The 16,626-nt window shown below is 42.2% G+C and carries 12 protein-coding genes and 1 tRNA gene; 4 read left to right on the top strand and 9 right to left on the bottom strand.

Going from position 1 to position 16,626, the window contains the following annotated elements; all coding sequences use genetic code 11:
• The first annotated feature begins 64 nt into the window (after nucleotides 1–64).
• Nucleotides 65–3,496, top strand: coding sequence for a prolyl oligopeptidase family serine peptidase (locus tag ACL8WY_RS09635; protein WP_436514497.1), 3,432 nt, complete (start codon nucleotides 65–67; stop codon nucleotides 3,494–3,496).
• A gap of 107 nt (nucleotides 3,497–3,603) precedes the next feature.
• Here ACL8WY_RS09635 and ACL8WY_RS09630 read toward each other — a convergent pair.
• From ACL8WY_RS09630 to ACL8WY_RS09620, 3 genes are all read right to left on the bottom strand, one after another.
• Nucleotides 3,604–3,679: transfer RNA gene (locus ACL8WY_RS09630), tRNA-His, on the bottom strand.
• A 64-nt stretch (nucleotides 3,680–3,743) separates the two neighbouring features.
• On the bottom strand, nucleotides 3,744–5,078 hold the full coding sequence (locus tag ACL8WY_RS09625) for a dihydroorotase (protein WP_436514496.1): 1,335 nt from the start codon (nucleotides 5,076–5,078) through the stop codon (nucleotides 3,744–3,746).
• Nucleotides 5,079–5,405: 327 nt separating this feature from the next.
• The gene (locus ACL8WY_RS09620; protein ID WP_436514495.1) at nucleotides 5,406–6,857 is read right to left on the bottom strand and encodes a M28 family peptidase; all 1,452 of its coding nucleotides are present in this window, start codon (nucleotides 6,855–6,857) and stop codon (nucleotides 5,406–5,408) included.
• A 146-nt stretch (nucleotides 6,858–7,003) separates the two neighbouring features.
• Between ACL8WY_RS09620 and gcvP the strand changes: the two genes are divergently transcribed.
• Both gcvP and ACL8WY_RS09610 read left to right on the top strand, forming a co-directional pair.
• Nucleotides 7,004–9,880, top strand: coding sequence for an aminomethyl-transferring glycine dehydrogenase (gene gcvP / locus ACL8WY_RS09615; protein ID WP_436514494.1), 2,877 nt, complete (start codon nucleotides 7,004–7,006; stop codon nucleotides 9,878–9,880).
• On the top strand, nucleotides 9,877–10,629 hold the full coding sequence (locus ACL8WY_RS09610) for a hypothetical protein (RefSeq protein WP_436514493.1): 753 nt from the start codon (nucleotides 9,877–9,879) through the stop codon (nucleotides 10,627–10,629). Before gcvP ends, ACL8WY_RS09610 begins: the two co-directional genes overlap by 4 nt.
• Here the strand turns inward: ACL8WY_RS09610 and ACL8WY_RS09605 are convergent.
• Nucleotides 10,626–11,066, bottom strand: coding sequence for a hypothetical protein (locus ACL8WY_RS09605; protein WP_436514492.1), 441 nt, complete (start codon nucleotides 11,064–11,066; stop codon nucleotides 10,626–10,628). The genes ACL8WY_RS09610 and ACL8WY_RS09605 overlap by 4 nt on opposite strands.
• A gap of 58 nt (nucleotides 11,067–11,124) precedes the next feature.
• Between ACL8WY_RS09605 and ACL8WY_RS09600 the strand changes: the two genes are divergently transcribed.
• On the top strand, nucleotides 11,125–12,159 hold the full coding sequence (locus ACL8WY_RS09600) for an SMP-30/gluconolactonase/LRE family protein (RefSeq protein WP_436514491.1): 1,035 nt from the start codon (nucleotides 11,125–11,127) through the stop codon (nucleotides 12,157–12,159).
• 19 nt (nucleotides 12,160–12,178) lie between these two features.
• Here the strand turns inward: ACL8WY_RS09600 and ACL8WY_RS09595 are convergent, their stop codons facing one another.
• From ACL8WY_RS09595 to ACL8WY_RS09575, 5 genes are all read right to left on the bottom strand, one after another.
• A complete protein-coding gene (locus ACL8WY_RS09595) occupies nucleotides 12,179–12,838 on the bottom strand; it encodes a hypothetical protein (RefSeq protein WP_436514490.1) in 660 nt (219 codons plus the stop codon).
• Nucleotide 12,839: 1 nt separating this feature from the next.
• Nucleotides 12,840–13,628 (bottom strand): DUF4097 family beta strand repeat-containing protein, encoded by a 789-nt coding sequence (locus ACL8WY_RS09590; RefSeq protein ID WP_436514489.1) that lies wholly within the window; start codon nucleotides 13,626–13,628, stop codon nucleotides 12,840–12,842.
• A gap of 50 nt (nucleotides 13,629–13,678) precedes the next feature.
• Complete coding sequence (locus tag ACL8WY_RS09585) at nucleotides 13,679–14,425, bottom strand: HEAT repeat domain-containing protein (RefSeq protein ID WP_436514488.1); 747 nt, start codon at nucleotides 14,423–14,425, stop codon at nucleotides 13,679–13,681.
• Nucleotides 14,426–14,437: 12 nt separating this feature from the next.
• Nucleotides 14,438–14,971, bottom strand: a complete 534-nt coding sequence (locus ACL8WY_RS09580; RefSeq protein WP_436514487.1) for an RNA polymerase sigma factor — start codon at nucleotides 14,969–14,971, stop codon at nucleotides 14,438–14,440.
• 105 nt (nucleotides 14,972–15,076) lie between these two features.
• On the bottom strand, nucleotides 15,077–16,621 hold the full coding sequence (locus ACL8WY_RS09575; protein WP_436514486.1) for an MFS transporter: 1,545 nt from the start codon (nucleotides 16,619–16,621) through the stop codon (nucleotides 15,077–15,079).
• Between the last annotated feature and the right edge of the window lie 5 nt (nucleotides 16,622–16,626).

Genomic DNA, 16,626 nt, shown 5'->3' with positions numbered 1-16,626 from the left:
GAAGGTAATAATCATAAATAGGCATCGTTTGAACTTTAACCTATTTTCAAAGCGTCACCAAAGTATGAAGAACACCCTAATCATAGCAGCCTTGCTCATCTGCAGTTCTGCTCTTTCTCAAACAAAAACCATTGAAGGCACCGTCTACTACGAAGAGACTAAACAGCCTGTGCCTTTTGCTTATGTAAAGCTCAAAGGAGTGGCCTATGGAACCGTCACTGAATACGACGGCACATTCTCTTTAAAAATCCCCTCAAAGTATTTTGACAGTATACTCGAATTTTCATATGTAGGCCTTAAGACCTATGAGCTTGGGCTTCACAATTATCAACAGCCAGTCAAGATTTACATGAAAACCGACGTGACCGAACTCTACACGGTGGTGGTGAGTGCCAAAAGGGATTTAAATCCAAAAAGCATTCTTAAGAAGGCGCTCAAAGCAATTCCGGACAATTACATAAATGAGCCTTTCAACCTGGAAGGCTATTATAGGGAATATGTAAAAGAGAATGATAACCCGGTAAAGTACGCTGATGCGGCGTTTATGCTGGATCTTCAGCCCTATACAGGCAAAGAAGAGAAGCGGAAGAAATTTGAAAATCCGGTTGATCTTTCAGGTGTTACCACCATTGGTAGCTGGGTTTCAAGATCATCTTCACTGCACAGGTGGCACTTCCATCAAAAAGTACTGAAAGGAGAGAAAGCTAAAATCATAGAAGCAAAATCTAGCGATGACCTCAACACAACTCGATTGTATTCCAATATTCAAGGAGGTCCTTTGAGTGCGCTCACAAAAGATCGGTTGAAATATCCGGCCAACTTCCTAAGCAAATTTGGAAAATATGAATATACACTCCTGGAAGTCGAGAAGAATGGTGACGGCTTCTACCTTATCAACTTTGAACCGGGCATGTCTCCTGAAAAGATGGGAGAAAAAAAGAGGCCTTTTAACTATGAATACAAGCTGGGAGGGAGCATACTGATTCGCAAAGAGGACCTAGCCATCACCGAAATAAACTACCGGGTTCCTCCCGAATACAAGCAATACATCTGTGGCTACCGGGGCTGGTCCGTTCGCCATTTTGATTTTTCGGTTGAATCCAAATATGAGAAAGAGGGAGATAAATATGTACTCCAATACCTAATGCATTCCGATGAATTTATTGTGGAAGACACGGCCACAAATCGACGAGTTCCGTATGCCGCCATCTCAGAATTTTTTACATATGGCACGAAAAAGACCGACAAACTAACCGTGAAAAATGAAGAGAATTTTAGCAACTCTGACTACAACTACCTCTTCGATTTACCGGAAGGCTACAACACGGAGTTTTGGGCGAAATACAACCTGAAATATCCGAATTCGAAGGTTCCGGAAGAAATTCATGTTGCAATGAGCACAGAAGTAAATCTTGAAAAACAGTTTTCAGATAAACTCACAAGAGACACCACATTACTTCCTCCGGTGGCCAGGAAAGACCCTACTTTAATAGAAGCACACGGACAAAAAATTCAAGATGATTACGCCTGGCTAAAAGACACTAAAAACCCAATGGGAAATGAGGAAATAATGAAATACCTCAGCCAGGAAAATGGATATACCAACAACTATTTCAAGCCATTGAAACCGTTGCAAAGAGAGCTCTTCAAAGAAGTTAGATCATATGTTCAAGACACATATGTTTCCTTGGCGAGAGAGGAGAGCGGCTATAAATACTATTACAAATATGCACCTGAAGAAGAATATGCACGGCATTACCGAAAGGCCAAAGGCAAGAATAGCAAAGAAGAACTCCTCTTCGATGTAAATAAAATGGCCGAAGACAAAAGATATTACGCATTTGGTGGCTACTCTGTAAGCCCAACGAACAAAGTCATTGCTTACTCGGAAAACACCACGGGAAATGACAAATGGATTCTCAAGTTCAAATACTTTGATGAGGAAAAAGTATTGCCATTTAGCATCGAGTATGTCAGCGGAATAGTTTGGTTAACAGACTCCACTCTCCTATACACCAAAGTTGAGGAGAAGACATTTCGCTCGTCCAAAGTCTTCAAATTCAATTTGTCTAGTGGTGAAAAATCCTTGATATATGAAGAGTCAGATATCAAATTCTCCGTTTCAATTTCTAAATCAAGGAGCAAGCAGTTTGCATTCATAAGCTCTTATGGGAGCAATCAAAATGAGATTCAGCTACTCAACTTAAATAAACCCGATGGTCCATTCCGCATGGTTGCGCCACGAAGAGCTGATCATAAATACAGTCTGGCTCATTATGAAGACAAATTCTACATCCTCACCAATCATAAGGCCATTAATAACAAGGTGATGGTTTCTGATACATCAAGGTTTGAAGAAAAGTATTGGGTAGAAGAAATCGCTGAAAACCCTAATGTAGAGATCTCATCTGTACTTCCGTTTAAAAATTGGATGGTGTTTCAGGAACGTCACGAACTACAACATAAAATCAGAGTAGTCAATAAGCTGGATGGCAAGGAGCATTACGTAAAGCAGGGAAAGGATCGAGCCGTATATCTTGGAGAAAATAACGACTTTGATACTGATACCTTACGCATTAGCAAAGCCAATTACCATCGTCCTCTTCGTATTTTGGATTATGATATGAACGAAAAGAAATTCAAATCGCTGAAATCCGTCGGTGGAATCTCACCTGCCTATTTTGCCAAAGTTGAAACCATATATGCCAAGGCAAAGGACGGCACCCAAATCCCAATTACCTTAATCTACAATAGGTATCAGGTCAAAAATCTGATAAAAGATGGGAAAACACCTCCGCTGTATATCACCGGATATGGATCTTATGGATCGAGCTATTCGGCAAGCTACAATCCAAATATTGCACCGCTCATCCAGAAGGGATTTGTTTATGCAATTGCGCACGTTCGCGGCGGTGGAGATCTTGGCGAAAGATGGTACAAGGAAGGTAAGCTGCTCAAAAAGAAAAACACCTTTACCGACTTTATCTCTTGCACCGAACACTTGATTTCTTTAGGCTATGGAAAAGAAGGTAAGGTGATCGCAGAAGGCGGTAGTGCCGGGGGCTTACTGATGGGCGCCATTGCAAACATGCGTCCCGATCTTTACAAGCTTCTCATTTTGGATGTACCCTTCGTTGATGTCATCAATACCATGATGGATGAAAAATTACCCCTCACAAGTTTGGAGTATGACGAATGGGGAGACCCGAATGAAAAGAAATATTTCAAGTACATAAAATCCTACTCTCCTTATGAAAACGTGGTGGCCAAAGACTATCCCAATATGCTTTTCCTCACTGCCATCAACGACTCTCGTGTGGGATATTGGGAGCCGGCTAAGATGGTAGCCAAGCTTCGTGAGGTGAAAACTGATAAGAATGAAATCCTCTTAAGAACAGATTTTTCATCCGGACATGGAGGTGCTTCAGGCAGATACGCCTCACTTGCAGAAACCGCATTTAAGTACGCGTTGATATTGGAGATGATAAAGGAATGATGAGATCTCTTTTGGCCATTTACCGAAAGAAGCATCGCAGCTGGGCCCTCATGAGATGAATAACAAAAAAAAGCAGTCACATTTCTGTAACTGCTTTTGCTTTTTAAGGGTGGAAGATGGGGCTCGAACCCACGACCCTCGGTACCACAAACCGATGCTCTAACCAACTGAGCTACAACCACCATATACTTTCAGGAATCCTGAAAAGGAATGCAAAGGTAATACCCCTTTTTAAATCTGCAAACGATTATTTTCGATCAAAATAAAGACGCTGACCAAGCTGGCCATCATTGAGCTTGCCGTCGGAATATGCCAGATGCCCTGATACAAAGGTTTTCTCAACACTAGATTTAAATTGGTGTCCATCAAATGGAGACCATTTGCATTTGGCTAGAATATTTTCCTTTCCTACCGTCCAAGGCTTATTTAAGTCAACCAGTACAAGGTCTGCTTTGTAGCCCTCTCGGATATAACCACGTTCTTTTACATCAAAGCATTCGGCTACCGCGTGGCACATTTTCTCGGCAATTCGCTCAAGCGAGATCTTTCCCTGATGATAAAAATCAAGCATAGCTACGAGTGTATGCTGAATCAAAGGACCACCTGATGGAGCCTTGGTATATGGATTTTGCTTTTCCTCCAGCGTATGAGGGGCATGATCTGTTGCTATTACATCTATTCGATCATCCAGCAGCGCTTTCCATATCTCATCTCTGTCAGCCGCTGTTTTTACCGCCGGATTCCATTTGATAAACGCACCTTTTTCGTCATAGTCTGCATCACTAAACCAAAGGTGATGGATACAAGCTTCAGAAGTGATTTTCTTTTTACCAAGCGGTTGACCATTTGAAAATAGATGCGTCTCCTTTCCGGTGGAAATATGAAGTATATGCAAACGTGCGTTACATTTCTTTGCCAATTCTACGGCCTTGGAAGAGGACAAATAACAAGCCTCCTCGCTGCGAATGATCGGATGATACTTGAAAGGAATATCGTCACCATACTGCGCCATATACTTTTCAGTGTTTGCGCGTACAGTAGCTTCATCTTCACAATGAGTGGCAATCAGAATTGGTGCATTGCAAAAAATCTTTTCCAGTGTTTCCTGATCATCGACCAGCATATTTCCCGTTGACGAGCCCATGAAGATTTTTATGCCACAAACTGAAGCAGGATCCGTTTTGAGGACCTCTTCCAGATTGTTGTTGGTACTCCCCATATAAAATGAATAGTTAGCCAATGAATTCTCAGCACCAATCTGATATTTAGCTGTAAGCAGTTCCTGCGTAATCGTTTGTGGATTCACGTTTGGCATTTCCATAAACGAGGTAACACCTCCGGCTACTGCCGCTCTGGATTCTGTAAAGATGTCGCCTTTATGGGTAAGGCCGGGCTCACGAAAGTGCACCTGATCATCAATTATTCCGGGGAACAAGTGGAGTCCACTACCGTCAATTAGGGTGTAGTTTGAATCAGCAGAAATACTTGGCGCTACTTTTTCAATACGATCGTCCTTAATAAGCACATCCGATACGACCACTTTTCCCTCGTTGACTACACTCACTTCTTTGATCAAAAACATATAATTATATCTACTTAAAATATTGTTATTTTGGAAACTCTGACCATCTAATAGTTGTGAACAATAATATTCAACAGGCTATTTACAGTAAAAGGTACTTCAAAATCTAAATAAAAAAGAGCTTATAAAAAGCTCTTAATCAAATGTTTAATGTCTATTTCGAATTCCCTTTCCATTCTTTAAGTTAATTTTTAAAGTAATTTTTCTTGGAAACCGCATTAAATAATTATACTTGTAATAGAAAGATGGATTAATAGTCTTTCTTTCCATAGCTGGTTGAAAAGATCTTGTGGGGCGAATGCCCCACAATGATCAATTTCTCTTCAACTAGTCTCCCGAAACCTTCTCCTCCTTGATCTTATCTACTTTAATTCGTTCTTCTCTGTTGGCTATTTCCCATCCTGTGTGAAAAACAAGTCGAGCTCTTTTCTCCATTGTTTCAAAATCTATTTTATCAACTGTATCTGTTGGCTTATGATAATCTTCATGAGTACCATTGAAATAGAAAATGATCGGAACATTGTTTTTCGCAAAATTGTAATGATCAGATCTATAGTAGAATCTATTGGGATCGTTCTCATCGTTATAGGTATAATCTAACTCAAGGTTCGTATAGGTCTTATTCATATTTTCCGAAAGAACATGAAGCTCTTGGGATAATTTATCCGATCCTATCAAGTAGATGTAGTCGGGGTTTTCTTCGTGCGCCTCATCCACTCTGCCTACCATGTCAATGTTTAGATTAGCTACGGTATTCTCTAACGGAAAAATTGGATCTGTATCCGTATAATATTTAGAGCCTAAAAGCCCCTTTTCCTCACCAGTCACAGTCATGAAAAGGACGCTTCTCTTAGGTCCTTTATTTTTTGCTGCAGCATTGGAGAATGCTTCAGCAATCTCCAAAACAGTCACTGTTCCAGAGCCATCGTCATCGGCTCCATTATGGATTTCACCATTGATAATGCCAACGTGATCATAGTGAGATGTTATTATTAAAACTTCATCTGGCTTCTCTGTGCCTTTAAGAAAGCCAAGAACATTTTCGGTGCCAACGGGCTTATCCAGATAATCCGCATTAAAGATTATTTGAGATTCATCTCCTGAAGAAATAGTCTCAAATTCTTTATCAAACATCCATGCTGCCATCGCTTTGTTACCGATGATCAACTTCGTAGACTCATTGTCTCTCCCTTCCATTCTCAAAGAAGGTCTCTGGAGGTAAGGAGAATAGCGTGTAATAAAAGAATCAAATTCCTGATCATCCTCAACAATTATTATAACTCCTGCTGCTCCCGCCTCTTTTGCTTTCTCCGCTTTTTCTTGTAATCCACCGAGTTTTTCCGCAGTAAAAACCACGTACTTACCTGTGTAATCCTCTTCGTCATCCTCTTTAGCAATAACCGCCTTGATGTACTCTTCTCCACTTGTCTCTGAGCTTGAGTAGTAAACGAAATCTTCGAATCCAACGAGCTTATCGTCTCCTTTTCGAAAATATACTGAGCCGATTTGAGCTTCAGTCAAGTCAAATTTTTGAAAATATGAACCGTCCACCGGAGCCTCAAAACCAAGCGATTCAAAATGCTTGGCAATATACTTTGCTGCCATTTTCTGACCTTTTTTACCAGTTTCTCTTCCTTCGTACTCATCAGAAGCTAGAATAGAAAGGTGTGCTTTCAGGTCATCCGCAGTGATCGTTTTCGCGTACTTCATGGCCGTTTTATCCTGTGCCAGCAGTCCGAAGGCCACCAAAAGGCCTATTACATAAGTTATCTTTCTCATTGTGATATAACGTGTTAAAAATCGGTAGTAAAGCTAAATAATTTTAATTCGGCTAAACCAAACAATTACACTAATGGTTAGGCATTAAAAGCTTTTTGTAGTGAGCGCCTTGACGTAAATTTGCGGCCTCTAAACGGTACCTCTTGATGAAATTAAATCTAAATGATCGGGTTGAGTTTGAAAGAAGACATAATGGTCCTTCTGACAGTGAAGTCTCAGCAATGTTGGAAGCCATCGGCCTGAAGTCTGTGGATGAACTTATCGCAGAAGCCATCCCGGCTCCCATACTTAAGAAAAAACCCCTCAACCTGCCCCCATCTCTGAATGAGTTTGAATATCTCAACCGGATGCAGAAGATGGCAGACAAGAATAAGGTCTTCAAGTCATTCATTGGACAAGGATATTACAATTGTGTAGTGCCAACCGTGATCCAGCGGAATATCATGGAAAATCCAGGTTGGTATACTGCCTATACTCCCTATCAGGCAGAGATTGCGCAGGGAAGGCTCGAGGCTCTGATCAATTTCCAAACCATGGTGATTGACCTGACAGGTATGGAAATAGCCAATGCTTCATTGCTGGATGAAGGTACCGCCGCTGCAGAGGCTATGAGCATGCTGTATGGATTAAGAAAAGGTGACAAAAAATCATCAAACAAATTCTTGGTTGACGCAGAGGTTTTTCCCCAAACTCTGAATGTGCTTAAAACACGTGCTCTTCCATTCGGTATTGAGCTGGAAGTCGTAGATCTTGCGAATGCTGACCTTTCTGGGCCGGAGATTTTCGGTGTTTTCTTTCAGTATCCCAATGATTCCGGTTCAGTTAGAGATTGGTCTTCGGTGGTCGCAGCTGCACAGGAAAATAATGTTTTTACTGCTTGCGCCAGTGATCTACTGGCTCTGACATTGATCACCGCACCCGGCGAATGGGGAGTGGATGTTGTAGTGGGCACCAGTCAGCGATTTGGTGTGCCAATGGGATATGGTGGTCCGCACGCTGCTTTCTTTGCTACCAAAGAAGCTTTCAAAAGAGCAATACCGGGAAGAATTATCGGAGCATCCAAGGATGCGCATGGAAATGATGCCTATCGTATGGCGCTGCAAACAAGAGAGCAGCACATAAAAAGAGAAAGAGCTACTTCCAATATTTGTACCGCACAGGTTTTACTTGCTGTAATGGCTGGAATGTACGCAGTATACCATGGCGCAAAAGGTCTTAGACAGATTGGAGCACGTACGCATGGATTAGCCAAAGAAACCGCAAATGCCATCGCTCAGTTTGGCTTTGAAAATCAAAACACTTACTTCTTTGATACGATAAGAATTCCTCTCGATTCTGAGCAAATCATTCACTTAAAAAAGTTGAGTCACAAGAGTGAAATCAATTTTCGCTACTTCGAGGATGCTGTAGGCGTATCCTTTGATGAATCACATACTGTAAATGATGCAAACGAGGTGGTTAAGCTTTTTGCGCGTCTTGGCAATGCTTTTGAAACACCAATTGTAGAAGATTTCGAAGTAGAATATCCTTCTTCTTTGATGCGAACAACTCCGTTTCTTGAGCATCCTGTATTCAATAAGTACCATTCGGAGCATGAGTTGCTTCGCTACATGAAGCGACTGGAAAATAAAGATCTTTCGTTGGTTCATTCCATGATTTCACTGGGTTCATGCACGATGAAGCTCAATGCTACAACTGAAATGATTCCTGTGACCTGGCCTGAGTTTGCAAATATCCATCCATTTGCTCCGAAAAATCAAGCAGAAGGATACGGTGAGCTTATCACGGAACTTCACGATTGGTTAGTTGAGATTACTGGATTTCATTCACTATCCTTTCAACCAAATTCCGGTGCTCAAGGGGAGTACGCTGGTTTAATGGTAATTAAATCCTATTTGGAAGGAACCGGTCAACCAAATAGAAATGTGGCGTTAATTCCTTCTTCAGCTCACGGAACCAACCCGGCAAGCGCCGTAATGGCTGGAATGCGTGTGGTTATTGTGAAGTGCGATGACAATGGAAACATTGATGTAGATGACTTGAAAGAAAAGGCTGAAGCTCACAACCAGGAACTGGCGGCACTCATGGTAACCTATCCATCTACACATGGAGTTTTCGAAGAAGCAATCATAGAGATTTGCAACATCATTCACCAAAACGGTGGACAAGTATATATGGATGGGGCCAACATGAACGCACAAGTTGGACTCACCTCGCCCGGTATCATTGGTGCAGATGTTTGCCACCTCAACCTCCACAAAACGTTTTGTATTCCTCATGGTGGTGGTGGACCTGGTATGGGCCCAATCGGGGTGGCAGAGCATTTAACTCCGTTTTTGCCTGGTCACGTAACTGAGCATAGCAGCAACCCAGCAGTCTCTGCGGCTGCATATGGAAGCGCTAGTATTTTACCAATTTCGCACGGGTACATAGCTATGATGGGTCCCCATGGTCTTGCCAATGCAACAAAAACTGCCATTCTTAATGCCAACTATATCGCAGCAAGACTGAAGGACAATTATCCTGTTCTTTATGCCAACGATAAGGGACGAAATGCGCACGAGTTGATTATCGACTGTCGCGAGTTTAAAAAATCTGGAATAGAAGTAGAGGACATTGCCAAGAGATTAATCGATTACGGCTTCCATGCTCCAACCGTCTCGTTTCCAGTTCCAGGTACGATGATGATTGAACCAACGGAAAGTGAAGTACAAGCAGAGTTGGATCGCTTCTGCGATGCGATGATCGCAATACGAGAGGAAGTACAAGACGTAATTGATGGTAAGTCAGATGCTAAAGATAATCCACTTAAGAATGCTCCTCATTCATACAAAGTACTGATGGCTGATGAGTGGAAGTACTCTTACTCAAGAGAAAAGGCGGCATTCCCGGCGGCATATGTTAGAGAAAACAAATTCTGGCCTGCGGTAAGCCGTGTGGATAGTGCATACGGTGACAGAAACCTTGTATGCAGCTGTTTGCCTTTGGATGTATATGAGAGTGGAGAAGAAGTAGAGGCTTGAAACAATTAATCCTTTCTTTGGTCCTCACTGTCTGTTTTGTTCAGGTGACGGCTCAGGTCAAATTGCATGGTCAGATAGGTATGACCTTTTCAACTTTCGATCATGATTTGATGGAGGAATATGGTTTTATTGAATACCGCCAAGCTTTGATAGATGATGGAATTAATGCCTCTTCGGAGGCTAAAAACTCCATGCGTCCTGGGGCTGTAATAAGTATTGAACTGGACGTTTACCTCAAAGAAAATACCTTCCTTAAAACAGGTGTAAAGTATACCAATGCCGGCGATAGTTATTTCTTCAAAACACCTGATATCCAATATCAACGATACTATGGATTGATCACTTCAGATGCCCGATTCAAGATCAGGCCAAGACTTGATTATATCGCGATTCCCTTGAACTATGGGAAATCTCTTGGAGACTTCACAATTTATGGAGGCGTAACAACCCACATCAATGTAGCTACTGCACTTCGCACAAACTCATTTGATGTGCGAAACATTAATAATGTGCGTGTCGAATGGGACCGAGAAGATGACTTGGTGGCGGCTACTAAAACGGTGTTTTTTCTAAATGTTGGTGCCAACTATTATATCCCGGCATTTGATGTCGACAATGTAGTCAGCTTGAATGTCGGCTATTCGGTAAACCCAGTTTACGATCAGCTAGGTGCTGTAGGTAAAATTAACGATGCTCGCCTTTGGACTATCGAATTGGCTTATGGAGCGACTCTTTCTTTTGGTGATTAATTACATAACCTTATCTCAAACAATCCTTCTACGCTATGATCGTCATCCAGGAATGCTTGGAGATATCCAAAGGCTATGAGGTTGTCAATTGCATATATCTCCATAAATCCACTCGATGCAATTAGGCTTTTAGATGGGCTTACTTCGAATGAAACTTGTACTTGGTTGTCGTCTATTGCTTGTGGTGCAACAAAATAGCTAATCTCGGCAGGCCGAAAGATTGCCTTTACGTGCTTGAGCGTAGGAGACGGTAGTGTGCACGGATCGCTCACCGATTCTTCATCCGATAAAAACCGAGCCCGGTATTGAAAGTCTGAAGAAATCAGGTAGCCATTGGCTGACTGATAATCCCATTCCTGGCCATCAATCTTGCCAAGCAACTCTTGCTCAGGGAGTTGAATGTCGTCGTTCCCGCAGGCGACCAAAAATGAAGTCATCGCGATCAGGAGTAGAATAAAAGTTTCTCTACATTTATAAAGAACACGCTTAACTTCTATGAAAAAATTTTTACTCACACTCTTAGTCACCTTAATTCTGCTTCTGGCTTTTGTTTTGTACACATTTATCTCCACGGGTTATTTCCGTGAAATTAATAACACCGAAAGCTATGAGGTTATTGCAGAAATACCGCTAAAAGGAGCTGAAGATTTGACTATCAGCTATGCCGACCGATTTGTGATCATATCTCAGGATGATCGTGCAGGTAGAAGAGACGGATCTTCATCCCAGGGAGGCTTGCATTATTTAAATCTCGACTCTGGTGATTTCCAGCCTAAACTAATTTCAGACAATTACAATTTTCCTTTCTATCCGCATGGGATCAGTATGTTGAAGTTGGATTCGGCTCATTATCAGCTTTTAGTTGTCAATCATGCCAAGCAGCATTCAATTGTCAAATTTGAACTCTTTGGTGATAGCCTGGTCTACATGGCAACCTATCGTGATCCGTCGATGATCAGTCCAAATGATGTTGTGGCACTGGATGAGGAGACTTTCTATTTTACTAACGATCATGGTTATTCAAGCAAATGGGGCAGATTGGCAGAAGACTACTTGGGCATAGGCGTATCAAACGTGGTGCTATATGATGGACAATATCAGGTGGTCGCCGACGGAATCAACTACGCCAATGGCATCAACATTTCGCAAGACAGAAGTCAATTACTGGTAGCTTCTCCTCGGGCGTTTCAACTTCATTACTACAATATTCTGGAAGACAGATCACTTGAACATGACCGGGATCTGGATGTTGGCTCAGGCATTGATAATATTGAGTTGGATGAAAACGGAGACCTTTGGATGGGGTCTCATCCCAGCTTGCTGACGTTTGCGGCATATGCGGCTGGGAAAAAAGAAACGGCTCCTTCTGAGGTTATTAAAGTTTCTAATGGGGAAGTAGTGGAGAGTCTCTATGAAAATGATGGATCCACTATGTCTGCAAGCAGTGTGGTTGCTCCTTACAATGATCTGCTGTTTGTCGGTACGGTAATGGACGATGAGCTTGTGGTGCTTAAAAAAAGGGACAAGTAAACTCATCCCTTTTTTAGGATTATCCTTTTCTCAAATAGATATTACCACTTATGGTCTCAAAGTTGGACTGCTCTCCGCCATTACTCACCCGGCCTCTGACGTCCTGACCCACAATTTGGCGTAGGCCTTCTTTTCCGTATGGATAGGAAATCTCAATGTCTGAGTAAACTTCTCCCGAGATGGTCTTTGCCTTGAAGTCCATGCCAAGCTGTTGAGGAATGGTTACATCAATGACTCCAGAGATCGTCTTTAGGTTCATTTCAGTGCCATAGTATTCAAATTCATAATCTCCTGAAATGGTGTTTGATCTTACACTCAGCTTTTTTGGAAGGTAAACGGTATAGTTTATAGTTGAGGTGTAGCTACAGTTTTTCCATTTCCCATCCTCTTTCTTACTGATCTTCTTCCACATATCTTCATCCATTTCTACATAAATGGCGGAGCTTGATTTAGAAGTATTAAGCGTGAATATATCGTTGTTTTCACCATCGTTTATTTCAACCATTACCTCCACGTAAACCTCATTTTTATCCCATGTTTTAAAGGTGATATCATCAGCGAATGCAAATTCCAGATCTAACATTTCCTGGCCGGAAACCGGAACTGTTGCCGTTACTTTTTTGGGTTGTGCTGACAACCCTAAAGTTGCCAGACACATCATCATTATCAGCGCTTTCATCTTACTCAGCTTTTCTTACGTAAATGTCGCCGCTTACTGATTTCAAAGAGACTTCTACGCCTCCACCATTTAGTTTGCCTGTGGCATTTTGACCACCTACTCTTCGGATTTTAGCATCCTCACCAAAATCAAAATCGAATCCTGTATATACACCTCCCGAAACGGTTGCCATCTTAAAGGTTCCTTTGGTAGACGCTGGCAAGGTCACATCTATGTCTCCACTTGTTGAGCTCAAAGAAGTTGGTGAGGAACTGGAAAGAGAAGAGAAGGTAACTTCCAAATCAGAGCTTAAAGTGTGCGCCACGATCGGCCCGGTCACATCAATAAATTCGAGATCACCAACTTGACTTTTAGCCTCAACTTCACCTGCCATACCTTTGATCACTACATCACCGGCTTGCCATGAGTTATAGTTGATTTTTAGTTTTAAATTTTTTGGCAATAAAAGCACATAGTCGGCTTTGTCTGCTTCGTTGTGAGCACCAGAAAGAGATATCGTATTTCCTTCTTGCTTCATACTCAATCCTATTCCGGTATTTTCCGGTCCTGAAGCTGAGAGAGGTTTCAGTCCCTTGGCTTTCTCTGGCAGCCCTCTATAGTTTCTGCTTTCTATTTTGATTTCTGATCCTGAGGTTCCTTCGATTTTCAAATCGGAGCTCAGGTTATCAATCACCAGCCATGTTTCTGCCGCATTCCCTTTAACCGGGAAGCTAAAATTGGCTGTCTTACCCTCTTGTGCAACTCCACTGGCACAAGTCAATAGTATTAGTCCTGCTATAATCGTTTTCATTTTATTGTTATTTGAATTTTTAGTCATTTTTAAATAAGTACCGGTATGTTCTATGTCAAAACCTGAATAGCAACCTGCGCTTGCTGTTTTACCTCAGGTGATGTTTCTTCTTTTTCAATCATGTCCTTCAGAGGTGCAATAACACTGCGCTCTTCAGCGTCCACCAAAATCGTAATCAGCGAGATCTGTATCAGAGGGTCTGATTGAGACTCCAGTGATTTCACCAGCTCGGCGCGTACGTCCATGTTTCCAATGAATTTTTCTAGCGCTTGCAGCGCGGCGTACCTCACATTTGGGCTTTCGTCAGAATTCAGTGTGGTGATAAGCGTGGATACAAGTTCATTATTGATCGTAGAGCGCTGCTCGATTTGGTTCACAGCCATAATTCGCTCGCTTGCCGAGTGACGCTGCAATCGACTGGTCAGAGTCACCTCTCGCAAGGATTGAATCTCATCTTTAAGCAAAGCCAACTCTCGAGACGAGTCATTGGTGGCAAATTTTCCCATTCCAAAGCCTAAAATGAGTAATGCTAAAGCTGCGGCTATTTGCATCCAAGACCACTGGCTGCTATTACTGTTGCTCCTGATTTTTTCATCTATAAGTGCCTGCTGGAAGCCACCTTGAATATGAGCGGGAATTTCAACCTCATGCGAAGCTTCTATCGCCTGCATTACTTCTTTCAGTTCATCAAATCGCTTCTTTAAGTCGGGCTCTGAATTGATTTTTAATTCCAACTCTTCATTGGATTCTCCTTCCAGGAGTGCTATCATTTGTTCATCTGTGATTTCTTCTTTCATCACGTTATATTTTTAGTCTTCCGCTAGTTCAAAATAGATGTCTCTCAGCTCTTTAATCGTACGGTGCACTTGCACCTTGATATTACTGACAGATGTCTCTCGCATGGTTGCTATTTGCTCGTATTTCATCCCCTGAAACTTGCTGAGCACCAATAACTCCCTTTTTTCATCCGGTAATGATTTCATCGCTATGTGAAGTTTCTTTTCTCGCTCAAACTCCACATCTCTATCTTCCTCAAGCACCTCCGGTATTGTCTCTTCAGGATTGAATTTATCTCTGTGCACTTTCATCTTTCGAAAGTGATCTTTCACCATGTTTCTAGCAATCTGAAAAATCCAGAATTGAACAGAATGACCTTCCTTGTAGGAGTTTCGATATTTCATTACTCGAATGAATAGGTCCTGTGTGAGGTCATCACTGTCGGCTCGCTCCAGCGTGGACTTGAGGAAGTAGTTATAGATCCGCTTACTATAGCGATTAAAAACTTCGTTCAAATAATCCAGCTGTCCCGCCTTTATCAGCGACATCAACTGTTCGTCTGTCATTTCCAAATTCTAACCAGGTTAGCCCCGTATCCACGGGTGGTGTTTTGTTAAATTCAAATAAGTTACAAGAAAAGTGAGGGAAGGTTACAGGCGGAAAATAAATTATTAAACTTTCTTTCCTTCTACCATGAAAAACGCGATCCCGGCAGATAAGAATGCTAATACTGCGCTTATCCAACATACCATTTGATAAACGGCGATGAAACTATTATTGAAAATACTATTGATTGATTGCTGCAAGCCTGCCTCATAATCTGTTGATGCAACTGCTTCTCCAAGCTTGGGTATTTCTTGCATGACCTGCTCTTTTACTGTCTCTGAAACCGATAGAGACCCCATCGCTTCTATCACGTAATTGCCAAAGATTAAAATGACAACCGCCCCTAAAATGGCATTCATAAAAGTTCCGGAAATTCGAGTCACGCTATTATTGATACCGGAAGCGATTCCACTTTTGCTGTCATCCACGCACGCCATTACTGCTGTGGTGAGCGGCACCACTGTTATGGCAATTCCTATTGCAAAAAGTAAAAACGGTGGAAAAAAAGTGCTCCAATAGACTGATGGACCACTTGTCATCCCAACAAATGAAAACCAAAGCATTCCTGACCCTGTGATTGTCGGGCCCAGTATTAAAAACCTCCTGGCTCCATAGATACTTGTGAGTTCTCCCATTTTCCGGGCGGCTAAAACCATAATCACGGAAAAGGGCAGGAATGTAAGGCCTGCCTGCAGCTGTGAGTACCCTTGAACCTGTATGATGTTGAGAGAAAGAAAGAGCATGACTGCACCCATGCCTGCATAAAGAAAGAAACTAAGGAGGTTTACTCCAGAAAAGGTCTTGTTGGAAAACATGGACAATGGCACCATTGGGTCAGTTACTCTTTTTTCAATGATGATGAAGACAATGAGAAAGAATGCGCCGAGCACCAGATTCAAAATGACAATGGGATGTTGATAGCCCCATTCCGGCATTTCCAAAAAACCAAAGGTCAAAGCAGCTAGACTAAGCACAAGCGCAACGGCCCCAGACCAATCCACTTTGGACACCTTAGGCTGTTTGCTTTCAGGTACTTTGAAATGCAGTGCCAGTATGGAAAGCAACCCAAAGGGCAAATTGATAAAAAAGATAAGCCTCCAAAGCCCTGCATCCGCAAGCGCACCTCCCAACACAGGTCCGCATATAGTTACGATGGTAGTAGTTGCTGACCATGTACCAATGGCTTTCCCTTTTTCCTCGCTGCTAAAAACTGCTGATATGATGGACAAACTGCCCGGAATCATGAATGCTCCACCTACTCCCTGGATGGTTCGAAATACAATAAGTTGTGTAATATCTTGTGCCAATCCACAAAATGCGGACCCTATAGTAAAAACAAGTATTCCGAACTTGAAAACTTTTACTCTTCCTAGTTTATCGCCTAGACTGCCACCTACGATTATTAACGCTGCTAACATTAGCAGGTAGCTGTTTAGCACCCAGAAAAGATCAACTCCACTTGCGAATAAATCTTGCTGCAGAGACGGTAAGATTACATTGAGGGCCGACCCGTCTATGAAAGCCATGCTGGTAGCCAGTATGGTAGAGAACATCGTCCATCTTCCCGTGGGGCAGTTGAGCGGATATTGGTGTTGTGCTTGAGTAGACACAAACT

This window comes from Ekhidna algicida, assembly GCF_051379705.1.
Lineage (GTDB): Bacteria > Bacteroidota > Bacteroidia > Cytophagales > Cyclobacteriaceae > Ekhidna.
This window is presented reverse-complemented; position numbering and strand designations above follow the sequence as displayed.